This window comes from Micromonospora sp. NPDC005163, assembly GCF_053599835.1.
In genome coordinates this window covers 43,695-65,063 of sequence record NZ_JBSFYP010000009.1, presented here as the reverse complement: position 1 = coordinate 65,063, position 21,369 = coordinate 43,695, and the positions used below count along the sequence as shown (strand labels likewise).

The following is a 21,369-nucleotide window of genomic DNA, read 5'->3' as shown; positions in this document are numbered from 1 at the left end:
TCGGCCGGCACGCCGGTCGTGCATACCAGTTACGGAGGAAAGACCAGTGGAACTGCAGCGACTGAGAGTCGTCTTCCGCACGGCGTTGGAACTGCCCGACAACGCCGCGGTGGACAGTCTCGAATATCGCGGGATCGAGAAGTGGGACTCACTCGCGCACATGTCCCTGGTGGCCGCGATCGAGGACGAGTTCGGTGTCATGTTGGACACCGACGAGGTCATTGATCTCAGTTCCTTCGACCGCGCTCGCCAGATCCTGGAGAAGCACGGTGTCGTCTTCACCGACTGATCCGCCGGCCCGCCGGGTGCTGGTCACCGGATCCACCCGGGGCATCGGTCTGGCCGTCGCCCGGCGGCTCGCCGAGCAGGGCTGCGTGGTCGCCGTGCACGGCCGGTCGCCCGGCTCCGCCGCCGAGGCGGTCGCCGTCCTGCCCGGTGGGCCGCACCTGGCGGTGCACGGCGACGTGGCCGACCCCGACCAGATCCGCGCCCTGACCCGCGTCCTGTTCGAGCGGTGGCGCGGCCTGGACGCCCTGGTCGTCAACGCCGGCGTGCACGCGGCGGGGCTGCTGGGCGGGGTGTCGGACGAGACCGTGACCAGGCTCTTCGCGGTGAACGCCGCCGGTGCGGCGCACACCCTGCAGCAGGGAGTCCGCCTGCTGCGCCGGGGCGAGCGCCCCGCGGTGGTGCTCACCGCCTCCCTGGTCGGCTCGGCCGGGGCCGCCGGCCAGACGGTCTACGCGGCCAGCAAGGCCGCGATCGAGGGGCTGACCCGGGCCGCCGCGAAGGAACTCGGTCCCGCCGGCATCCGGGTCAACGCGGTCGCGCCCGGCTTCATCCGCACCGATCTGCTCGCCGACCTGGACGACGCCGGCCGACAGGCCCGCGCCGCCGCCACCCCACTGCGCCGGCTCGGCGAGCCGGCCGAGGTGGCCGAGGTGGTCGCGTTCCTGCTCTCGCCGGCCGCGGCCTTCGTCACCGGCCAGGTGGTCGGGGTGGACGGCGGGTTGACGCTGTGAGCGACCTGCTGCACGCCGACGCCCGGCTGGTGGACGCGGGCACCGGACGGCAACTGGGTGGCCCGGACCTCGCCGCCCGGGTCGCCGACCTCGCGACGTCGCTCGACCGGGAACCTCCGGGCGTGGTCTTCGCCACCGTGCCCGCCGACATCGACGCCGTGGTGCGCGTCCTCGCCGCCTGGCAGGCGGGCCGCCCGGTGGCGCTGCTCGATCCACAGATCCCCGCGGCCACGCTGCGGGACCTGGTCGACCGGTTCCGCCCGGCCCTGCTGCTGACGCACCCGACATCGCCGGACGGCTACCGGGCGGCAGAGGTCGGGCCGGGCCCGGCCTGGCGGCGCACCGGGCCCTCCGGTCCCACCCCGCACCCCGACCTGGCGCTGCTGCTCACCACGTCGGGCTCGACCGGCAACCCCAAGCTGGTCCGGCTGTCCCGCTCGGCCGTGCGGGCCAACGCGGCGGCGATCGCCGCCGCGCTGGACCTCGACGGCGACGAGGTGGCGCCCACCACGCTGCCGCTGCACTACACCTACGGGCTCTCGGTGCTCACCAGCCACCTGCACGCCGGCGCCACCGTGCTGCTGGAACGCTCCGGCCTCACCTCCCGCGACTTCTGGTCCGCGGTCGACCGGCACCGGGTCACCTCGCTCGCCGCCGTGCCCTACCAGTACGAGATGCTGCGCCGGCTGCGCTTCGCGCCCGGCCGGTACGAGCGGCTGCGGACGCTCACCCAGGCCGGCGGCCGGCTGCACCCCGACCTGGTGACCGACTTCCACGGCCGGATGACCGAGGTCGAGGGCCGGTTCTTCGTGATGTACGGGCAGACCGAGGCGACCGCCCGGATGACCGTCCTGCCGTCCGACCGGCTGCCGGCGAAGCTCGGGTCGGTCGGCCTGGCGGTGCCCGGGGGCACAGTGTCGATCCGTACCGACGAGGGCGTGGAGACCACCGAGGCGGCCCGGGTGGGCGAGATCGTCTACCGCGGGCCGAACGTGATGATGGGCTACGCCGAGAGCGCCGCCGACCTGGCCCGCCCCGACGAGCTGGGCGGCACGCTGGCCACCGGCGACCTGGGGCGGCTGGACCCGGAGGGCTTCCTGTTCGTCACCGGCCGGATCAAGCGGATCGCCAAGGTGTTCGGCGTCCGGGTCAACCTCGACGACGTGGAACGGTCGCTCGGCCACCACGGTCCGCTCGCCGCGATCGCCGGGGCGGACCGGCTGGTGGTGGTGGCCGAGGGGGCCGACGCCGACCAGCTCGCCCGGATCCGCACCGAGGTCGCGGCGGCGCTGGGCACCCACTCGTCCGGCGTCCAGGTGCGCAGCGTCGACGCGCTGCCGCTGACGCCCGCCGGCAAGCCCGACTACCGCGCGCTGGAGGCACAGTGCTGACCGACGTGTTCACCCTCACCCAGCCGGAAAAGGAGGAACGGCTACGCGGCGAGCTGGTCGAGCTGCTCGGACACCACCGGCGCCACTGCCCGCCGTACGCCCGGATCCTGGACGCCCTCGACCAGGACGGTGAGCCGGCGACGCTGGCCGACCTGCCCTGGCTGCCGGTGCGGTTGTTCAAGACCCGCAAGCTGTCCAGCGTGCCCGACGACGAGGTGATCCGGGTGCTCACCTCCAGTGGCACCACCGGCGAGGTCAGCCGGATCCACCTGGACCGGGCGGCCGCGGCCACCCAGTCCCGGATGCTGGCCCGCACGCTCGGCACGGTGCTCGGACCGCGACGGCTGCCGATGGTCGTGGTGGACCGCTCCGGGGTGGTCGGCGACCGGCGCTCCTACTCCGCCCGCGGCGCGGGGGCGCTCGGCATGGTGAACTTCGGCCGTGACCACCTCTGGCTGCTCGACGCCGACGACCGGCCGGACGTGGCCGCCCTCAAGGAGTTCCTCGGCCGGCACGGGGATTCGCCGTTCCTCGTCTTCGGCTTCACGTTCATGGTCTGGCGATACCTCTACGAGGTGGCCCGCGACCATGGCCTCGACCTGTCCCAGGGGATCCTGGTGCACTCCGGCGGCTGGAAGAAGCTCGCCGACCAGGCCGTGGACAACGCGGAGTTCCGGCGCCGCCTCGGTGCGGACACCGGCCTGACCCGGATCCACAACTTCTACGGGATGGTCGAGCAGATCGGCACCGTCTTCCTGGAGGGGCCGGAGGGCGGCTCGCTCTACTGCCCGGACTTCGCCGACGTCATCGTCCGCGACCCGGTGACCTGGCGGGAGGCGCCGATCGGCACACCGGGCGTGATCGAGGTGCTGAGCACCCTGCCCACCTCGTACCCGGGCAACGTGCTGCTCACCGAGGACCTCGGGGTGGTGCACGGCGTCGACGACGGCCACTGGCCGGGCAAGCGGTTCAGCGTCCTGGGCCGGCTGCCCCGCGCCGAGGCCCGCGGTTGCAGCGACACCTACGTCGGAGGACGGTCATGACCGTACGGATGCGCTTCCCGGCGGGGCCGGAGCTGTCGGTGGACGAGTTGGTGCCGCCGCCCCCGGAGACGCCGCTGACGGTCGGTGACGAGCGGATCATGGACTTCCTGACCGCCGTGTCGCGCCGCCTGCTGACCCCGGCCCTGGCTCGGCGGCACCCGGAGCTCGGCTCGCTCGGCTTCTTCCTGCGCCGTCGGGAGCTGCTGCGCGGGGTGGAGCGGCTGCGCGCCGGCCTCGACGAGCGGGTGCTGGCCTTTCCCCGGGGCGTGGTGTTCCACGTCCCACCGGCCAACGTGGACACCATCTTCGTCTACTCCTGGGCGCTGGCCGCGCTGGCCGGCAACATCAACGTCGTCCGGGTGTCGCCCCGGTCGGCGGCGGCCGCCGACGCGATACTCGAGGTGTTGAACGACAGCCTCGCCGAGGCGGACCCGGTCGTCGCCCGGACCCAGCGCATGGTCACCTACGGCCACGACGACGCGGTGACCGCCCGGCTCAGCGCCGACTGCGACGTCCGGGTCATCTGGGGCGGCGACCGGGCGGTGACGGCCGTCCGGCGGCACCCGTTGGCTCCGGCGGCCCGCGACCTCACCTTCCCGGACCGGTCGTCCTTCGCGGTGCTGGCGGTGGCCGGCTGGGAGGCCGCCCCGGTCGCCGCCCGGCGGGACGCCGTCGCGAAGTTCGCCAACGACGCCTACTGGTTCGACCAGGCGGCGTGCTCGTCGCCCCGGGCGGTGTTCCTGGTCGGCGACGCCGCGCGCGCGGACGCCGTCCGGGCCGAGTTCGTCGCGCTGCTCAGCGTCGCGGCCCGGGATCGGGGCTCGGACGTGGACGCGGCGATGGCGGTCGAGAAGCGGGTCGGGTCGTACGGCCTGGCCGCCGACGGGGGAGTGTCCCGCATGGCCTTCCCCGACAACCTGGTGGCGACGCTGGAACTGGACACGCCGGCCGCGGCGCCTCGGGAGTGGCTCGGCACCGGCACGTTCGGCTTCGTCACGATCGCGGAGCTGGCCGAGCTGGTGCCGTTCCTGCGCCGGCGGGACCAGACGCTGACCCACTTCGGGTTCGACCCGACCGAGCTGGTCGGATTCGCCCGGGAGCTGGGGGGCCGGGGCATCGACCGGATCGTGCCGTTCGGCGCGGCGCTCAATTTCGCCCCGGTCTGGGACGGCTACGACCTGCTGCGCGAGTTCGTCCGGCTGGTCAGCGTCGACGGCTGAGCGTTCGCCACGACACAACGGGCCCGGTCCCTCAGGACCGGGCCCGCCGTCGCGGATCAGGGCTCAGATCAGATCCCAGGCCAGCGGCGTACCGCGCGGCACGTCACTGCTGAAGGTGCGACCGAGAACCCGGTCGAGGTCGGCCGGGGGGAGCCCGCCCGCCGGCCGGATGGAGCGGACGTTGGCGGCGGTGACCGTGTCGCCGGCGCGCACGTCGGCGACCACGAACAGGGACCGGCGGAACCGCAGCCCCTCCCGCTCGGTCGGGGTCGGCCCGATCGTCGTGCCGCCCAGCGCCGCGAAGGCCCGCTCCGACTCGACGGTGAGCGCGGCCAGCTCGTCCGGCTCCAGCGAGAAGTCGGAGTCGACGCCGCCATCGGCCCGGCGCAGCGTCACGTGCTTCTCGATCAGGCAGGCGCCGAGCGCCACCGAGGCGACCGGCACGCCGATGCCCGGAGTGTGGTCGGAGAGCCCCACCGGAAGACCGAAGGCATCGGCCAGCACGGGCAGCCGGCGCAGGTTGCTGTCCTGCGGCGGCGCCGGGTAGGACGCGGTGCAGGCCAGCAGCACGATGCCGCCGGCGCCACCCTCTCGGGCCGCTCGCACGGCGGCGTCGATCTCACCCACGGTGGCCATGCCGGTCGAGATGACCATCGGCTTGCCGGTGCTGGCCACGAGCCGGATCAGCGGCAGGTCCACCAGCTCCGAAGAGGCGATCTTGTACGCCGGCGCGCCCAGCTCCTCCAGCAGCTCCACGGCGGTGTGGTCGAAGGGGGAGGAGAAGACGGTCAGGCCGTGCTGGCGGGCCCGCTCGAAGATCGGCGCGTGCCACTCGTACGGCGTGTGGGCCCGCTCGAAGAGCTGCCAGAGGCGCTCACCGCCCCACAGGTCGTGCCCGTCGGAGATCCGGAACGCCGGCGCGTCGACGTCGATGGTGATGGTGTCCGGCCGGTACGTCTGGAGTTTCAACGCGTGCGCACCGCTCGCGGCCACCGCGTCCACGATGGCCAGCGCCCGGTCCAGGCTGCCGTTGTGGTTGCCGGACATCTCCGCGACCACGAGCGGCCGCTCCCCGACGCCGACCACGTGCGGTCCGATCTTGATTGTCATGTTCCTCTGCTCATTTCCGTCCACACCACCTGGTGCGGTCTGCCGTCGACGTCCTGCTCGTACTGCCGGACGACGCGAAATCCGAAGCGCCGGTGCAGGGCCAGCACCGGCCGGTTGGTGGTCAGCGTCTCGCCGCCGAGCGTCCGTGCCCCGAGGACGTCGAAGGCGTACGCGATCCCGGCCCGCTCCAACGACAGCCACGCCGGCAACAGCCCGTCCCGCGCGTCCAGCCCGGCGATGTCCAGGTAGAAACCCCAGGTGAGGGCCCGCTCGGGCGAGGCGACGCCGGAGAAGGTGACCACCCCGGACGGGACACCCTCGTGCAGGTGTACCAGCACCCGTCGGTCGGGGTCCGCGCGCACCCGCGCCCACCAGGCGGTGTGCTCCGCCAGGCTGATCTCGTGCCGGGTGAGGCTCACCGCGCGCACCTGCGGGTGGTTGCGCCAGCGCAGCATCAGGTGCAGGTCGCCGTCGTCGGCCGAGCGCAGCAGTGCCATCATCCGCGTCCCGCCAGCGCACGCGGCCGCTTCGGCGCCGCCAACGGATCGCCCGCCGGCGCGCCCTCGGCGGGCGCGTCGGACGACGTTCCGACCCGGGCGCCCCGCACCCGGCCGGCCACCCGGTGGGCCTGGCGCAGCGCCGCGTACGCGAGGTAGTCGTTCCGTCCGACCAGGCGGTGCTTGAGGCCGGCCACCCCGTCCGGCATGGGGTAGCCGCCGGCCGGCAGGTAGCGGCGGTAGTGCTGGGCGACCCGGCGGAAGAAGGCGCGCCGCAGGTGCGGATGCAGCCGGTCGTCGTTGCCGGCCACCACCAGGTAGTGGTTCACCATCAGCTGGAACAGCTCGGCCCGGAGCCGCTCGTCGGGGTGGCGGCGCCCTACCCACTCCATCAGTCGCTCGTACTGGTCGAAGGCGTCGAAGTGCCGGCCGCTGCGGGTGGAGGTGATGGCGCCGAGCCGGCCTCGGCGGTACAGGTAGCAGACCCGGTCCAGCACCGAGATCCGCTCGGCGCCGATCAGCAGCGGGTGGCTGAACGGGATGTCCTCGTACCAGCCGGGGTGAAAGCGCAGCTCCAGCTCGTCGAGGAAGGCGCGACGGACGACCTTGTTCCACGCGGTGTGCTGCACCCGCAGCAGCTGCGGCTGCTCGGCGAGGCGGACCGCGCCGGTCACGCCGCGCATCAGTTGGCTGCTGGCGTCGACCTCGCGCCGGCCGTCCTCGTGCACCCGGAGGTGGTCGAGCATCAGCACGTCGGGCTCGTGCTGGCGCAGCCGGTCGAGCACCGCGGAAATCGTCCCGGGCGGCAGCCAGTCGTCGCTGTCGACGAACCAGACGTACCGCCCGGTGGCCACGTCGAGACCGGCGTTGCGGGCCAGCCCCAGGCCCACGTTGTCGGTCAGGTGCACGATGCGTACGCCGGCGCGACCCGCGGCGTACGCGCGCAGCATCGCGGGGCAGCCGTCGGGGGAGGCGTCGTCGACGGCGATCAGCTCGACCGCCCCCGCCTCACCCGCCGGGATGTCGGCCCGGATCGACTCCAGGCACTGGTACAGGTACGCCTCGACGCCGTAGACCGGCACGACGATAGTCAGCAGCGGGGCGTGCGTCGGCTCGAAGACCACCTCGTCACCATTGACGACGCGGATGGACGGCCTCGGAACCTCACGTGGCGCCCGAGCGTGGGCCGCCTGAACAGCGGTCCAGCACGGGGTTAACGGTTGAGGATCCGGCGCACCGGCCCGGGCAGGGCCCGCCCGACCCGGGCCCGCAGCCGCTTCTCCCCCAACGTCGCGATCTCGCGCCGCAGCTCACCGTTCTGGTCGTGCAGCCACTGCACCCGGGCCAGCAGCTCCTCCGTCGCCGTGGCGGCGGCCGGGCGTACGGCGGGCGGGAAGGTGGTGGCCCGGACCTGCGCGTCGAAGCGACTGGCGCTGTCGCCGTCGGCGAACGAGTTGCCCAGATCGTGTTTCGCCAGGAACGAGAGCATGGTGGCGTACCGGGCCTTGTGACCGTTGTTCAACGCCGTGTAGTCGGCCTCCTCGTAGAGGTCGGCGGCGTCGACGTCGGCGGGCACGTCCTTCATCACCCGGTGCGGGATGTCGAAGTAGCGGGCCAGTTCCAGGGTGCGCGAGTCGTGCGCGAACAGGTACCCGGGCGTGCCGGCGACCAGCGCGGTGATGGTGCCGTGGATGCGGGTGCCGAAGGCGAAGTCGAAGCCGGCGAGGTAGTCCATCCAGGTCCACGGGTCGAGGAACATCCGCACCTTGTCCTCGGTGAACAGCGGGTGCGAGCTGTGGATCGGGATGGTGCTGGTCTTCCCCCGGTCCTCCGGGGCGTCGCCGTAGAGCAGGGTGCCCAGGGTCTTCAGGTCCTGCGGGAGGTAGCGCAGGTTGGGGTAGCGCTGCTGGTGCGAAGCGATGATCTTCCCCATGGACTTCACGTACGGCGAGACGGTCAGGGCGACCTTGTCGTGCGGCTCCAGCGCCGCCTTGCCCTTCTCCACCCCGAGGGTGTCGCCGTGCAGGAACATCGACGGGCAGCCGATCACGTCGACCGCCGAGAAGCCCAACGTGCGCAGGTAGCCCTCGGTGATCTCGCCGCGTACGCCGATGCTGTGCGAGCGGTCGAGCACCGCGCGGACGAACCGGCTGACCACACCGTCGATCGGGCGCAGGTACTCCCGGTCGCCCGCGACATTCGTCTGTACGCCCACCCCCAGCACCACCACCGGGATCTTCAACCGCTCGACCAGCTTGGTCATCGCCTCGATGCGGTGCGCGTAACTGCGGCGGAACGCGTTGGCCAGCGGGATGACGTAGACGTCGTACTGCTCGTTGATGCGGTCGACGTCGCGTAGGTCGACCTTGAAGCCGGTCGAGGTGATCTCGGCGGTGCTGGTACGCAGGATCTTGTGCGCGGCGTGGCTGAAGACCAGGTTGCCGCTGTTCTCGCCGATCCAGTTGCCCTGAAACGTCTCCTCCGGGGAGTAGACGTCGAAGGGGCCCTTCTTCGCCCGCATCAGAATCCGCTGGTGCATGGGGCTCCACCTCTCGTCTGCTGGCGCCCGGGCACAGCACCGCCCAGGCCTGGACAGGCGGGCGAGCCGTCACCTCCGGTCCCGGAATATTAGGACACGCGTCAGCCGGAACATACGCAGGCGTCACCATCGGCGAGGTGACGGGTGCCGACCGCCGCCGGTACGGTGCCCGGTCGGGCGGCACCGGGACCGCCGGCGCCGGGTCGGCTCCCGTCCTGCCGCGCCAGCGGAGCGGGACAGCCGACACCGAGCGCCGATCGGCGTGCGCCGACCGCTGAGCGGCCCGCCGCTCGACGTCCACGACGAGCGTCCGCGCTGGTCAGATCCGGCGGCGCGGCGGTATCCGACACGCCCGGCGTCGATGCGCCCGGACGGCACCGGCGGTAGCGTGGGGGCGTGCCTCCCGTCGCGCTCACCTGTCCGCTGTGGTGGGTGGCGCGCTGGGCGACGCGGATGCTGACCAGCCTCGCCGTGGTCGCCGCCCTGGCCCTCGGCTCGGGCGCGTCACCCGCGTCGGCCGCCCCGCCCGCCTCGGCCGTCCCGCTGCCCACCTCGGTGGTGTCCTCGGGCTCTCCGTCGTCCGGATGGGTCGCCCCCACGGGCGCCGCCGACCTCGCGGCTCCGGTCGCCGTCGACCACACCGCCCCGCCGATCTCGCCGGACGCGCCCGCCGCGGCACCCGCCGTCGAGGCCGCCGTGCCGGCGGAGGCCGGCGCCTCCGCGATCGGGACCGGTCCGCAGCGATCGCCGCGCACCGCCGATCCGGCCACCCGGGCGTCCCGGGCCCCGCCGAGGCTCTGAGCCACCGGGACGACGTCCCGCCACCGCGCCTGTCGAATCACGTACCTCCGCACACCCCGCCCGTCGGCCCGTGGCCCGCCACGGTGAATCCCGGCCCGGGTCGGCCGTGCGGCTCCCCACCGCAGCGATCTTCCCCCCGAGGTGCCGTTCATGGAGACCGTCCTCTACCGGTTCCTGACCGAGGTTCCGCAGGCCGCCGCCATCTGGTCGGCACTGCTCCTGTTGGCCCTGACCGTGCTCACCGTGCTGATCGCCCGCCCCGAGCGGGACCGGCCGACCGACGAGGAGTCCCCGGCGCCCACGGCCCGGGAACTGGCCGCCGTCGAGGCGGCGGACCTGCGCCGGTACGCCGAGGAGGTGGCCGTCGCCGCCGCCGGCGCGGCGCAGACCGCCCGCCGACGTCGCGCCGACTGGCTGGCCGCGCAGGAGGCGGCCGAGCGGGCCTGGGCCGGGTACGAGGAGGCGGACCGCGCCGCGCGCCGCTTCGCCGGCGCCGGTTCGCTGCCCACCCCCCGCACGCCGCGCTCCCCGACGGAGTACGCCGCCCGGGAGCGCTACCTGCACCGCGCGGCGATGGCGGCGCACTGGCGCGGCGACCTGTCGATGCGTCAGCTCACCGACGTTTTCGCACACCGCAACGGCTGGGATCCCCGGCGACACCCGGTCGAGCAGGAGGTGCTGCTGAGCCGCGCTGTCCGGGACGGCAGGTGGGTCGAGCACCGGGCCGCCGCCGAGCGCGAACGATCCACGTGGCGCGATGCCGAACTGGCCGCCGAGGCGGCCCGCACGCTCGCCGAGGAGGCGTGGGCAGCGGCGGCCCGGTTGCGGCCGGTCCGGATGCCGGTCCGACCGGCGCCGACCGCGGCGGCCCGTGCGGCGACCGCGGCGCGCTGGCGCCCGGCGCGGGTGGGCTGACCGGAAATGTCCCGACCGGAAGCGTGAGCCCGGTCACACCGACGCCGGATCGGGCAGCTGGAACGGTCGGGCGCAATGTTCGCGCAAATGCGGCGGCATTGTCGACGGCCTGTCCGGTTGTCGACCGGAGGCGCCGCCGCAACCGGTTGTCCCATCGAGTCACGTCAGTGGCAATACGCGCAGAAATTGGCGCTCGATTTCAGGTTTACGCAGGTGAACCTGGCTTGGCAGGGCTTGAGCCGGCCAGTAGTGTCGTCCCGTCCGGTGCGGTAACCGATCGCAAGAGGCGACGCCGCGCCGACCCGCTCAATCGTGATCAACGAACCGGGGACCCATCAGTTAGTCCGGGGTGAATCTGCGAGCCACGGCCCGCGGTAGGGCGATCTTCCCGCCCGAATCCGTCAGCTAACCCGGTAGGCGGTGTCGGAAGGAGTTCCATCCTCGTGCAGCACCTCTCCACCCCTCGGTTGTTCCTCCGCCTCCACGGCGCCGCGGTGCCCCCGCTCATCCGTCCGGTGAGCTGACCCTCCGGGTCACCGCCTCTCCCGCCCGGCCACGCCGGGCACAACCCTGAGCGGTTCACCACCCGCGGACCACGGTCCGCGCGCTGGCGCCTGCCCGGATATCGGTCCGGCCCGGTGTGCCGCTCTCCCCCCGATCCGTGGAGGACCCCGTGAAGCACACCCTGAAGCGTCAGCTCCGTCGTCTCGCCACCGAGCGCCCCTACCAGATCGTCGCCGCCTCCGCCGCGGCCCTGGCGCTCGCGACCACCACCGGCGCCCTGATCGCCGGCACCGACGACGCCCCGGCCAGCCAGCACACCGCGACCACGGTCGCCGAGATGCGCAGCGACACCGTCGCCTCCCGCGGCGAGGCTCGCGTAGCGGCCCCCTCGGCCAGCACCTCGCCGAGCACCGCCACCCCGACGGCCAGCGCCGCGTCGCCCGCCGCCAAGGCCACCGGCAACCCGGACCTGACCCGTAAGCCGGCGCCGAAGCCGCCCGCGACCAAGGTGCTCGACTACGACTACCAGGCGCAGAACACGTACTACAACTGTGGCCCGGCGGCCACCCGCAACGCGCTCAGCGCCACCGGGATCGACCGCACCCAGGACAAGCTCGGCGTCGAGCTGGGCACCACCGAGATGGGCACCAACTCGGCCCTGGACACCACCCGGGTGCTCAACGCCGAGGTGAAGGGCTCCCCGTACCGGACCCGGATGTTCGCCGGCGCGCCCAGCCCGGCCCAGATGGACCGACTCCAGGCCGACGTGGTCGCGGCGATCACCGCCGGCCGGGGCGTGGTGGCCAACATCGCCGGCGACGCCACCGACACCGATGGTGGCTGGCACTCCTACGGCGGCGGGCACTACATCGCCGTGGTGGGCTACAAGGACAACGGCCGGACCGTGCGGATCGCCGACTCGGCGAACGCCGCCGATCCGTCGTACTGGATCACAACGATCGACCTGGCGAACTGGATCGCCACTCGGGGTTACTCCGCCTGACCCGGGCGCAGCCGCCGCGGGCGCCGTCCCCCACAAGGGGCCGGCGCCCGCGGCGTCTTTTCATGTGGTCGACAGCCGGTGAAGCCGTACCGCGCGAGGTGGTTCGCCGTCGTGCCGCCGACGAGGACTCTCGTACCCGTCGGCGAACCGTGGGAGACTGCGGCCGTGGTGGATGAATCGCGTGGTCACACCAGCCGCGGGCCGGTCCTGCTGCTGCTGCACGGGATGGGGGCGACCGGCGACGTCTGGCTGCCCTGGGCGCCGCTGCTTGAGCAGCACTGGCCGGGGCGGTGGCTGGCACCGGACCTCGCCGGTCACGGCTGGTCGGCGCCGCTGCCGTCGTACTCCTTCGCCGGGTTCGCCGAGCGGATCGCCCACGGCCTCGCCCCCGACGACCGGATCGTCGTGCTCGGGCACTCGCTGGGCGGGGTGGTCGGCCTGGCGCTGGCCGCCCGCGCCGCCGGATCGCCGGTGGACGCGGTGGTCGGGCTGGGCATCAAGGCCGTCTGGTCACCCGACGAGCTGACCCGCGCCGCCGAACTCGCGACCCGCCCGATCAGCTGGTTCGCCAGCCGCAGCGAGGCGGCCCGTCGCTACCTGCGCGTCTCCGGGCTCGCCGGTCTGCTCCCGCCGGACCACCCGGTGGTGGACGCCGGGCTGCGCCAGGTCGACGGCCGGTGGCGGCTCGCGATGGATCCGGCCGCGTTCGACGTCGGCGATCCCGACCTCGCCGCGCTGGTGGCGGCGACCGACGTGCCGGTGGTGCTGGCCCGCGGCGAGCAGGACCCGATGGTCACCGACGCGCAGCTCAAGGAGTTCGGCGTACCGGTCGTCACCCTGCCCGGGCTCGGGCACAACGCGCACGTGGAGAACCCGGGGGCGGTGCTGGCGCTGCTGGACGCGTACCGCTGAGCCGTCCGGCGGCGGCCCTAGACCGGTGCGGAGGCGGCGAGGGTCTTCGCCGGCGCCAACTCCCGGCGGGCGGCGGTCAGGAACGCCTCGGCGTACGACTCGACGGGGAAGTCACCCAGGTAGCGACGGCGGGTGACCCAGCGCTTCTCGGCCGCCGGATCGGTGTCCAGCAGAGCGGTCAGCACCTCGTCCACATTCGACATGTCCCGGCGCAGCACGTAGCCCGCCCCGGACAGCGGGAAGTTCTCCACGAACCGCTCGCGCTCGTCGCCCATGTCGGTGACGGCGTACGGCTTGCCGGAGTAGAGGTAGTCCGAGATCACCCCGGACACGTCGGAGACCAGCGCGTCGGACCGGTTGACGCATTCGGTCAGGCTCAGCTCCCGGGCCGCCGCGCCGACCACGTGCTGCCGCCCGGTGCGGGCCCGGTCGGCGAGCAGCAGCTCGGTCAACCGGCCGAGCTGCCGGGCCGAGGCCGGGTTCTGCGCGGTGTACGGGTGAGCCCGCAGGATCACCGTCGCGCCGCGCTCGAGCAGCCGGCGCAGCAGTTCCTCGGCGACCGGCAGCGAACAGTAGTCGGCGTCGGCGTGGTGCCCCGTCCAGGTCGGGGTGTAGAGCACGATCGGGTGGGCCAGGCCGCGCACCGGCTCCGGGCGTACCTCGATCGCCTCGACCTGCGGGCGGCCCACCACCACGAACTTCTCCGCCGGGATCTGCACCCCGGCGCGGGCGTACCGGTCGATCGCCGCCGGGCCGGCCACGAAGATCCGGTCGAAGATCCCCGACACCGGGTTGGCGCTCGGCGCCTTGTCGCTGTCGCCGTGGTGCAGCTGCACGTGGGTGAGTTGGGTGAACCGGATGCAGTGGCTGTTCTTCGCCCCGTGGTTGACGTAGAACGCCGCTCGCAGGCTCGGAACCAGCGCCTCGTCCATCGCCCGGAGGGTGGGGCAGTAGACCACCGGTGCGCTGGTGGCGGCGGAGATCGGCCCCAGGAAATCGGGCTCGCGCACCACGACCATGAACGGCCGGCCGATCCGCTCCAGGTACGGCAGCCACATGGTGACCTGGTACTCCGAGCCGGGCGGTGCGGAGAAGTAGAGCAGGAACTCCGGCTGGTGCCGGCGCAGCGCGCGGGCCACCGCCCCACCGCCGGCGGCTGGCCGGAAGCGACGCCGGGCCAGGTCCAGTGCGACCGCTCCGGCGCAGGCGCCCACCAGCAGGCTGGCGACCAGCGCCACGGCGGCGGGCAGTGCCACCGCGGCGGCGAGAGTCACCGCGCCGAGCAGCCCGAGCAGGGCGGTGCCGAGCTGGTCGGCGATCAGCGGCGTCCAGGCCCGCACGGGCAGGTTGGCCACCCGGATCTCCAGGTTGCCGGCGGTCCGCAGCGGCCCCACCAGCAGCACCAGCCCCAGCAGGACCAGCGCGGTGGCGACGAGCGCCGGGTCGAGCCCGTCGTCCAGCCGCCGGGAGTATCCGACCAGGACGGCGGCGCCGATCAGCGCCGTCTCGGCGACGAGGTCAGCGCCGGGTCGGATCCGCTGCTCGGCGGCCGCCGCGACCAGTGCGGCGACGGCCAGCGCCAACCCCCATCCGGTGGCGCCGGTCAGCGCCACCGCGACGAAGGCCAGCACGGCCAGGCCGGTGCTCAGGCACCGGGCGGCCAGCTTTCGGACCAGATCACCACGCATGTCGCTCCGTTCGCTGCCGTCCCGGGTCCGTCGCCGTCAGTCAGCTCACGGAGGCCGCACCGGCCGGCGAACCGACCCGACCCGACCCGGACTGGGCCGGCACGGTCGGGGAGGGACCGTCGCCGGGCGCCCGGCGTACGTCGATCACCTGGCCGGTCAGGTCGGAGATCAGCACGTCGAGCGAGGACTGGGCGACGGCCTCCGCGGCGAGCAGGGTGTGCTCCGGCTCCTCGCCGAAGGCCCGCGTCCGCATCGGGGTGGCGGTCCGCTCGGGGTTGATGCAGTTGACCCGTACGCCGACGTCGGCCCACTCGTCGGCCAGTGCCTGGGTGAGGTTGACCAGGGCGGCCTTGGTGGCGGAGTAGAGCGCGTAGCGGGCCCGCCCCCGGGTGTACGAGCTGGAGGTGTAGAGCAGCAGCTGGCCCTTGGTCTGCTGGAGGTACGGCAGGGACTGCCGGGCGATGGTCACCGGGCCGACGAAGTTGACCTGGAGCAGCCGGTCCATCGTCTCCTCGTCCATCTCGGCGAGGGCGCCCTTCTCCAGGATCCCGGCGGTGACCACCACGTGGTCGATCCGGCCGGTGGCCTCGAACGCGGTCTTCAGCGCGGCCTCGACGTCCTCGGCCCGCTCTACGTGCGTGCCGGTGGTGGAGCGGCTGAACGGGAAGACCTGGGCGCCGAGGCGCCGGGCCAGCTCGGTCAGCTCGTGGCCGATGCCGTAGCTGCCGCCGAACACGACGATGGTGCGGCCGGTCAGCTCCTCGGTGTAGCTGCGGTGGTCGGTCAGCCGGGGCGCCTGCGCGGCGGCGAGCTGGAAGAGCTTGTCCGCCAGGTGCACGTCGACCGGGTGGGTGACCTTGATGTTCTCGTCCGAGCCGTCGATCACCTTGATCGGGGTGCCCGGCAGGTAACGCAGCACCACGCCGCAGTCGTCGGTGGCGGCGAAGTCCGGATCATCCTCGGCGATCCGGTACGCCTCGCGGATGGTGGGGGAGCGGAACGCCTGCGGGGTCTGCCCGCGGCGCAGCCGGGAGCGCACCGGGATGTCGGTGATGCAGTCGTTCTCGTCCACCTGGATGATCGTGTCGGCGGACGGGATGGCCACGTCCACGGCGTCGTAGGTCCAGAGCGCGTTGACGCACTCGCGCACGATCCGGCCGCTGAGCAGCGGGCGCACCGCGTCGTGGAAGAGGATGTTGCAGTCCGCCGGGCCGACCGCGTCCAGCGCGATCCGGGTGGTCGCGTTACGGGTCTCGCCGCCCTCGATCACCTTGGTGACCTTGCGCAGGCCGGCCTTCTCGACGATCTGCCGAGCGTCCTCGACGTGCCCGGTGGCCATCAGCACGATGATCTCGTCGATCTCCGGCGCGGCCTCGAAGACCGCCAGGGTGTGCTCGATGATCGGCTTACCGGCGATCTTCAGGAGCTGCTTCGGGATGCCGAGGCCCAGTCGGGTTCCGGTGCCGCCGGCCAGCACCACGGCCACCGTCCGCGAGGGCCGCCAGGGTGCCGGGCTCTCCGGTGTGGCGTCCGGGCCAGTGGTCTGGTCCTGCGTCATTGCCGGATCCTCACTTTCAGGGATGCGTTTAACGGAAGGTTCCGCCCGGGCGGCGACGGAATGAACCTTAACGCGCGAACCGCGTCGCCCCAACGCGGGCGACGCGGGTACATGGCGCCATGTCGATGCCGGAGGTTCGCCGGCACTCTACTTGCTGTTGGCGTACGCCTCGTATGCCCGGATCACCTCGTTGGTGGGCCCGTCCATCCGCAGGACGCCGGATTCCAGCCAGATGGTCCGTTCGCAGGTGTCCCGTACCGAGGAGAGCTGGTGGCTGACCAGGAACACCGTTCCGGCACCCTCGCGCAGCTCCCGCACCCGCTGCTCGCTGCGCTTGCGGAAGCCTTTGTCGCCGGTGGCGAGCGCCTCGTCGATGAGCAGCACGTCGTGCTTCTTGGCGGCGGCGATGGAGAACCGCAGCCGGGCCGCCATGCCGGACGAGTACGTGCGCATCGGCAGGCTGGCGAAGTCGCCCCGCTCGTTGATCCCGGAGAAGTCGATGATCCCTTCGGCCTGCTGGGCCACCTCGTCGGGGTGCATCCCCATCGCCAGGCAACCGAGGGTGACGTTGCGCTCACCCGAAAGGTCGTTGAGCAGGGCCGCGTTCACGCCCAGCAGCGAGGGCTGCCCCTGGGTGTGGATCGCGCCCCGGTTGACCGGCAGCAGGCCGGCGATGGCCCGCAGCAGGGTGGACTTGCCGGAGCCGTTGCTGCCGATCAGCCCGATCGCCTCGCCCCGGTACGCGGTGAACGAGACCCCTTTCACCGCGTGCACCTCCCGCACGTTCGGCGCGGACGTGCGCTTGACCAGCCGGCGCAGCGCGGCCACCGGCGTGGTGCCGCCGGCGGCACCCTTGTGCACCCGGTAGATGATGTGCGCGTCGTCGACCACCACGGTGGGGATCCGTTCCTGCGCCAGAACGGGCAGGGAGACGGTCGCCTCGTCGGTGGCGTGCATTTGATCAACCACGGCCGTACTCCTGTTCGCCGCGCCAGAAGTAGATGTAGCCGCCGATCCCGCCCACCAGCGCCCAACCCGCCGCGACCAGCCAGAGCTGGGTCAGCGACTCGTTGAGCAGTGGCGGCTGATCGAGCAGCGCGTAGCGGGCCAGCTCGATGTAGACCAGCAGCGGGTTGTACTGGACCAGCGTGGTCGCCCAGCCGGGCAGCCGCTCGAAGAGGCTGACGCTGTAGAGGACGCCGGAGCCGTACATCCAGGTGCGCATGATGAACGGCATGACCTGCTTCAGGTCGCTCGCCTTGGCGCCCATCCGGGCCACGAACAGCACCACGCCGGCGTTGAACACCGCCTGCAGCAGCAGGGCCGGCACCAGCATCAGCCACTTCAGGGTGAGCGGCTCGCCGGTGACCAGCACGATGCCGATCAGGACCAGCATCGAGGCGAGCAGTTGCTGGAACTGGGTCACCGTGGTGGACAGCGGCAGGCTGGCCCGGGGGAAGTGTAGGGCCCGGATCAGCCCCAGGTTGCCGCTGATCGACTGGGTGCCGGCCAGCACCGCGCTCTGGGTGAAGTTGAAGATGAACAGGCCGGTGGTCAGGTAGCCGATGAAGTTCGGGATCTTGTCCTGCTCCAGCACCACCCCGAAGATCAGGTAGTAGACCGCGGCGTTGGTCAGCGGGGTGAGCACCTGCCAGAGCTGGCCCAGCCTGGCGTTGCTGTACGAGGCGACCAGCTTGGCGTTGGCGTACGCGGCGATGAAGTGCCGGTAGGCCCACAGTCGGCGGCTGTACTCGACGAGGGTGGGTCGCTCACCAGCGACCCGGAGCCCGTGCCGAGCGGCCAGCTGCGCCTGGGTCAGGCCCGTGTCAGGGTCGACCAGCGCGGTGGTGGCCATGAAAGGGGCACTCCGATCTTTCGTGCCGACGGGTTGCTCGCGACGATGGAATCCTAGTGGGAGCTGGTGCGCGGAGCGCCGCCTCGTCGCTGCGTGGACAGTAGTCCGAAACACGTCGGGACGCAACCGTACCGTCGTTGCGCTACTCTGGTCGTCGTGAGCTGCGAGAAGAGTCCCTGGTGACGACCGAGAAGAGGCGGGCCCCGGCCGGTGCGGCGGTGCTTCGTGGTGAGATCACCACGGCCATCCGGCGCGCGCTGATGCAGGAGCTCGCCGCGGTCGGCTACGGCCGGCTCTCCATCGAGGCGGTGGCCCGACGGGCCGGCGTCAGCAAGACGGCGATCTACCGGCGGTGGAGCTCCAAGCTCGACCTGGTGCTGGACATCGTGGCCGCGGCCGCGCACGGCAAGCTGCCTGTGTTGGACACCGGCACCCTGCGCGGCGACCTCGCGTTGCTCTTCCAGGCGGTGGCGCACGCGCTGCGGCATCCGCTGGCCTCACAGATCATTCCCGATCTGCTCGCTGAGGCCGCCCGCAACCCGACCATCGACCAGACCCTGCGTCAGGTGCTGCACGCCCGCCAGCAGGAAATCGGCGGCCGTCTGGTCGCCCGCGCCGTGCAGCGCGGCGAGCTGCCTGCCGACACCGACCCGGACGCCGCCGTCGACCTCATCATCGGCCCGCTCTACTGGCGGCTCGCCATCGCCCGCGGTCCGGTCACCGACACCTACCTCGACACCCTGGTCGAGTCGGTGGCCACCGGGCTCGGCGCCGAACCTGCCGTACCCCGGCAGCGGGGCATTGTGGCTCCGTCGACGGGCGCCTGACCGCTCTGCCGTCCGCGACCCGGCGCTCTCAGCGCGGCGCGTCGACCGGAAGTCGGGAGACGATGTGCCGGGCGATCTCCAGCGAGCTGGTCGCGGCCGGGGAGGGTGCGTTGAGCACGTGCACCTGCCGGTCGGCCTCGACGATCAGGAAGTCGTCCACCAGGCCGCCGTCGGGGAGGATCGCCTGCGCCCGCACGCCGGCGCCGGCCCGGACGATGTCAGCCGGGGTCAGCTCCGGCACCAGCCGGGCCAGGCTGTCCGCAAAGCGCTTCTTCGACAGTGACCGGGTCACCTCGGTCAGGCCGTAGCGGTAGTGCCGCCGACCCAGCGCCCAGAGACCGCGGTAGGAGAGCTCGTCCCAGATGTCACGAGGGTTGATCCGGCCCCAGGAGTAACCCTCGCGGGCGGTGGCCAGCACCGCGTTCGGGCCGGCGTGCACGCTGCCGTCGATCATCTTGGTCAGGTGCACCCCGAGGAAGGGGAACTGCGGGTCCGGCACCGGGTAGATCAATCCCCGCACCAACCCCTGCCGCTGCGGGACCAGCTCGTAGTACTCGCCGCGGAACGGCACGATCCGCACCGGCGTCGGCACGCCCGCCAGCCGGGAGATCCGGTCGGCGTGCAAGCCGGCGCAGTTGATCAGGACGTCCGCGGTCACCTCACCGCGGCTGGTGGTGACGACCACGCCCTCCGGACGGGTGGCCGCCCCGGTGACCTCGGTGCCGGTGCGCAGGTCCGCCCCGCCCGCGGCGAGCAGCTCGGCCAGCTTGCGGCAGACCGCGCCGAAGTCGACGATGCCGGTCGAGGCGACGTGCAGGGCACCGACGGCCGCCACGTGCGGCTCGTACTCGGCCGCCTCCGCACCATCGATCACCCGCGCCGGCAGGCCGTTGGCCAGGGCGCGCTGGTGCAGGTCGTGCAACCGGGGCAGCTCCGCGGCGTCGGTGGCGACGATCAGCTTGCCGCAGATGTCGTGCGCCAGCCCGTGCTCGCGGCAGAACTCGACCATCGAGGCGCTGCCGGCCTTGCAGAGGGTCGCCTTCAGGCTGCCGGGCTTGTAGTAGACGCCGGCATGGATGACGCCCGAGTTGTGACCGGTCTGGTGAGCCGCCCAGCCGGCCTCCTTCTCCAGCACGGTGACCGAGTCGCCGGGCCGGTCGATCATCAGCCGGTGTGCCACCGCCAGCCCGACGATGCCGCCACCCACCACCACGAACCTGGTCATGTCATCTCTCCCGCCCGACGCCGGGACCGATGGTAACCAAGCCCACCCGCGCGCCCGACTGGCCCACCCCCCATGGGCTTGGCCTAGACTGCTCCGGGTCCATCCTCTCTGGGAGTCACATGTCTGAGGTCATCGCGCTCGGTCAACCCACGGTCGGCGAAGCCGAACTCGCCGCCATCGCCGAGGTCTTCGCCTCCGGCTGGCTCGCTGGTTCCGGGCCCACCTGCCGTCGTTTCGAGGAGCGCTTCGCCGTCGTCGCCGGCACCCGGCACGCCCTCGCCACCAGCAACTGCGGTTCCGCCCTGCATCTCGCGCTGCTCACCCTCGGGGTCAAGCCCGGCGACGAGGTGATCGTCGGCGACTACACCTTCCCGGCCACCGGCCACTCCGTGATGTGGACCGGCGCCACGCCGGTCTTCGCCGACGTGCGGCCGGACACCTGGACGGTCGACCCGGCCGCCGTCGAGGCCGCGATCACGCCACGCACCGTCGGCATCATCGCCGTCGACGCGTTCGGGCAGCCGGCGGACTACGACGAGCTGCGCGCCATCGCCGACAAGCACGGGCTGTTCCTGGTCGAGGACGCCGCCTGCTCGGCGGGCGCCACCTACAAGGGCCGCCCGGCCGGCAGCCTCGCCGACATCGCCACCTTCAGCTTCCACGGCCGCAAGGGCATCACCGCCGGCGAGGGCGGGGCGTACGTCACCGACCGCGAGGACCTCGCGGCGCACGCCCGCAAGCTGCACACGTACGGCGTGGAGGGGGCGCTCACCCGCGCCGAGCTGTCGCACCTGCCGATCCCGACCTTCACCGAGCTGGGCTACAACTACCGGCTCTCCGACATCTCCGCGGCGATCATGCTCGCCCAGCTCGACCGGCTGCCGGACCTGCTGGCCGCCAAGCGTCGCACCGCCGCCCGCTACGGTGAGCTGCTCAAGGACCACGAGCTGATCACGACGCCCTACGAGGCGCCGGACCGCGAGCACCCCTGGCAGTCGTACGTGGTCACCCTGGCTCCCTCGGTCGACCGGGGCGCGGTCGCGCTGGCACTGCGTCAGCGCGGAGTGCAGTGCACCTTCGGCACGTACGCCTCGCACGCCCAGCCGCTCTACGGCCAGACCACGCCCTGCCCGGTCTCGGCCGACCTGTTCGTCCGGCACCTGGCCATCCCGATGCACGCCAACCTCACCGACGACCAGGTCGAGACCGTCGCGGCCACCCTCATCGACGTCGTCAACTCCGCGGCCACCAGCCGCTGATCC

20 protein-coding genes and 1 riboswitch are annotated in these 21,369 nt (G+C 72.6%); of the genes, 11 read left to right on the top strand and 9 right to left on the bottom strand.

Annotation, left to right across the window (positions count from 1 at the left end):
* The first annotated feature begins 46 nt into the window (after positions 1-46).
* From ACWD6N_RS09440 to ACWD6N_RS09420, 5 genes are read left to right on the top strand one after another with little or no spacing between them, the layout of a single operon-like run.
* Positions 47-289 (top strand): acyl carrier protein, encoded by a 243-nt coding sequence (locus tag ACWD6N_RS09440; RefSeq protein ID WP_354965967.1) that lies wholly within the window; start codon positions 47-49, stop codon positions 287-289.
* Positions 270-1,019 (top strand): SDR family NAD(P)-dependent oxidoreductase, encoded by a 750-nt coding sequence (locus ACWD6N_RS09435; RefSeq protein WP_354965966.1) that lies wholly within the window; start codon positions 270-272, stop codon positions 1,017-1,019. The genes ACWD6N_RS09440 and ACWD6N_RS09435 overlap by 20 nt, the downstream gene beginning before the upstream one ends.
* On the top strand, positions 1,016-2,410 hold the full coding sequence (locus tag ACWD6N_RS09430) for an AMP-binding protein (protein WP_354965965.1): 1,395 nt from the start codon (positions 1,016-1,018) through the stop codon (positions 2,408-2,410). The genes ACWD6N_RS09435 and ACWD6N_RS09430 overlap by 4 nt, the downstream gene beginning before the upstream one ends.
* Positions 2,404-3,453, top strand: coding sequence for a LuxE/PaaK family acyltransferase (locus ACWD6N_RS09425; protein ID WP_354965964.1), 1,050 nt, complete (start codon positions 2,404-2,406; stop codon positions 3,451-3,453). The genes ACWD6N_RS09430 and ACWD6N_RS09425 overlap by 7 nt, the downstream gene beginning before the upstream one ends.
* Positions 3,450-4,673, top strand: a complete 1,224-nt coding sequence (locus tag ACWD6N_RS09420) for an acyl-CoA reductase (RefSeq protein WP_354965963.1) — start codon at positions 3,450-3,452, stop codon at positions 4,671-4,673. Before ACWD6N_RS09425 ends, ACWD6N_RS09420 begins: the two co-directional genes overlap by 4 nt.
* A 63-nt stretch (positions 4,674-4,736) precedes the next feature.
* Here the strand turns inward: ACWD6N_RS09420 and pseI are convergent, their stop codons facing one another.
* The 4 genes from pseI to ACWD6N_RS09400 form a co-directional block, all read right to left on the bottom strand.
* Complete coding sequence (pseI, locus tag ACWD6N_RS09415; protein WP_354965962.1) at positions 4,737-5,783, bottom strand: pseudaminic acid synthase; 1,047 nt, start codon at positions 5,781-5,783, stop codon at positions 4,737-4,739.
* Positions 5,780-6,283, bottom strand: a complete 504-nt coding sequence (locus ACWD6N_RS09410) for a GNAT family N-acetyltransferase (protein WP_354965961.1) — start codon at positions 6,281-6,283, stop codon at positions 5,780-5,782. Before ACWD6N_RS09410 ends, pseI begins: the two co-directional genes overlap by 4 nt.
* Positions 6,280-7,404 (bottom strand): glycosyltransferase family 2 protein, encoded by a 1,125-nt coding sequence (locus ACWD6N_RS09405; RefSeq protein ID WP_450004652.1) that lies wholly within the window; start codon positions 7,402-7,404, stop codon positions 6,280-6,282. Before ACWD6N_RS09405 ends, ACWD6N_RS09410 begins: the two co-directional genes overlap by 4 nt.
* A gap of 89 nt (positions 7,405-7,493) precedes the next feature.
* Positions 7,494-8,819 (bottom strand): polysaccharide pyruvyl transferase family protein, encoded by a 1,326-nt coding sequence (locus ACWD6N_RS09400; RefSeq protein WP_354965959.1) that lies wholly within the window; start codon positions 8,817-8,819, stop codon positions 7,494-7,496.
* 396 nt (positions 8,820-9,215) lie between these two features.
* On the opposite strand from ACWD6N_RS09400, the gene ACWD6N_RS09395 reads away from it, so the two are divergent.
* The 4 genes from ACWD6N_RS09395 to ACWD6N_RS09380 all read left to right on the top strand — a co-directional run bounded on the left by ACWD6N_RS09395 (position 9,216) and on the right by ACWD6N_RS09380 (position 12,954).
* Positions 9,216-9,620, top strand: coding sequence for a hypothetical protein (locus tag ACWD6N_RS09395; RefSeq protein WP_354965958.1), 405 nt, complete (start codon positions 9,216-9,218; stop codon positions 9,618-9,620).
* A 150-nt stretch (positions 9,621-9,770) separates the two neighbouring features.
* Complete coding sequence (locus tag ACWD6N_RS09390; protein ID WP_354965957.1) at positions 9,771-10,535, top strand: hypothetical protein; 765 nt, start codon at positions 9,771-9,773, stop codon at positions 10,533-10,535.
* Positions 10,536-10,828: 293 nt separating this feature from the next.
* A riboswitch (cyclic di-AMP (ydaO/yuaA leader) is annotated at positions 10,829-10,970 on the top strand.
* 226 nt (positions 10,971-11,196) lie between these two features.
* On the top strand, positions 11,197-12,042 hold the full coding sequence (locus tag ACWD6N_RS09385; protein WP_354965956.1) for a C39 family peptidase: 846 nt from the start codon (positions 11,197-11,199) through the stop codon (positions 12,040-12,042).
* Between the two features lie 165 nt (positions 12,043-12,207).
* Complete coding sequence (locus ACWD6N_RS09380; protein WP_354965955.1) at positions 12,208-12,954, top strand: alpha/beta fold hydrolase; 747 nt, start codon at positions 12,208-12,210, stop codon at positions 12,952-12,954.
* Between the two features lie 17 nt (positions 12,955-12,971).
* Here ACWD6N_RS09380 and ACWD6N_RS09375 read toward each other — a convergent pair whose 3' ends face one another.
* The 4 genes from ACWD6N_RS09375 to ACWD6N_RS09360 all read right to left on the bottom strand — a co-directional run bounded on the left by ACWD6N_RS09375 (position 12,972) and on the right by ACWD6N_RS09360 (position 18,055).
* Positions 12,972-14,642, bottom strand: a complete 1,671-nt coding sequence (locus ACWD6N_RS09375; protein WP_354965954.1) for a CDP-glycerol glycerophosphotransferase family protein — start codon at positions 14,640-14,642, stop codon at positions 12,972-12,974.
* A gap of 40 nt (positions 14,643-14,682) precedes the next feature.
* Positions 14,683-16,200 (bottom strand): bifunctional cytidylyltransferase/SDR family oxidoreductase, encoded by a 1,518-nt coding sequence (locus ACWD6N_RS09370; RefSeq protein ID WP_354965953.1) that lies wholly within the window; start codon positions 16,198-16,200, stop codon positions 14,683-14,685.
* Between the two features lie 147 nt (positions 16,201-16,347).
* Positions 16,348-17,157 (bottom strand): ABC transporter ATP-binding protein, encoded by an 810-nt coding sequence (locus tag ACWD6N_RS09365; protein WP_354966127.1) that lies wholly within the window; start codon positions 17,155-17,157, stop codon positions 16,348-16,350.
* 4 nt (positions 17,158-17,161) lie between these two features.
* Positions 17,162-18,055, bottom strand: a complete 894-nt coding sequence (locus tag ACWD6N_RS09360; protein WP_354965952.1) for an ABC transporter permease — start codon at positions 18,053-18,055, stop codon at positions 17,162-17,164.
* 218 nt (positions 18,056-18,273) lie between these two features.
* Here ACWD6N_RS09360 and ACWD6N_RS09355 point away from each other — a divergent pair, with 218 nt between their 5' ends.
* On the top strand, positions 18,274-18,882 hold the full coding sequence (locus tag ACWD6N_RS09355; RefSeq protein ID WP_354966126.1) for a TetR/AcrR family transcriptional regulator: 609 nt from the start codon (positions 18,274-18,276) through the stop codon (positions 18,880-18,882).
* Between the two features lie 28 nt (positions 18,883-18,910).
* On the opposite strand, the gene lhgO is transcribed toward ACWD6N_RS09355, so the two are convergent.
* A complete protein-coding gene (lhgO, locus tag ACWD6N_RS09350) occupies positions 18,911-20,107 on the bottom strand; it encodes an L-2-hydroxyglutarate oxidase (RefSeq protein WP_354965951.1) in 1,197 nt (398 codons plus the stop codon).
* A 119-nt stretch (positions 20,108-20,226) separates the two neighbouring features.
* On the opposite strand from lhgO, the gene ACWD6N_RS09345 reads away from it, so the two are divergent.
* Positions 20,227-21,366, top strand: coding sequence for a DegT/DnrJ/EryC1/StrS family aminotransferase (locus ACWD6N_RS09345; RefSeq protein ID WP_354965950.1), 1,140 nt, complete (start codon positions 20,227-20,229; stop codon positions 21,364-21,366).
* Positions 21,367-21,369 lie beyond the last annotated feature (3 nt).

Bases quoted from the DNA above. Each gene is read 5' to 3' on its own strand.
- lhgO (WP_354965951.1), bottom strand. From the start codon at position 20,107: ATGACCAGGTTCGTGGTGGTGGGTGGCGGCATCGTCGGGCTGGCGGTG.
- ACWD6N_RS09400 (WP_354965959.1), bottom strand. From the start codon at position 8,819: ATGCACCAGCGGATTCTGATGCGGGCGAAGAAGGGCCCCTTCGACGTC.
- ACWD6N_RS09390 (WP_354965957.1), top strand. From the start codon at position 9,771: ATGGAGACCGTCCTCTACCGGTTCCTGACCGAGGTTCCGCAGGCCGCC.
- ACWD6N_RS09375 (WP_354965954.1), bottom strand. From the start codon at position 14,642: ATGCGTGGTGATCTGGTCCGAAAGCTGGCCGCCCGGTGCCTGAGCACC.
- ACWD6N_RS09345 (WP_354965950.1), top strand. From the start codon at position 20,227: ATGTCTGAGGTCATCGCGCTCGGTCAACCCACGGTCGGCGAAGCCGAA.
- ACWD6N_RS09360 (WP_354965952.1), bottom strand. From the start codon at position 18,055: ATGGCCACCACCGCGCTGGTCGACCCTGACACGGGCCTGACCCAGGCG.
- ACWD6N_RS09370 (WP_354965953.1), bottom strand. From the start codon at position 16,200: ATGACGCAGGACCAGACCACTGGCCCGGACGCCACACCGGAGAGCCCG.
- ACWD6N_RS09365 (WP_354966127.1), bottom strand. From the start codon at position 17,157: ATGCACGCCACCGACGAGGCGACCGTCTCCCTGCCCGTTCTGGCGCAG.
- ACWD6N_RS09410 (WP_354965961.1), bottom strand. From the start codon at position 6,283: ATGATGGCACTGCTGCGCTCGGCCGACGACGGCGACCTGCACCTGATG.
- pseI (WP_354965962.1), bottom strand. From the start codon at position 5,783: ATGACAATCAAGATCGGACCGCACGTGGTCGGCGTCGGGGAGCGGCCG.
- ACWD6N_RS09420 (WP_354965963.1), top strand. From the start codon at position 3,450: ATGACCGTACGGATGCGCTTCCCGGCGGGGCCGGAGCTGTCGGTGGAC.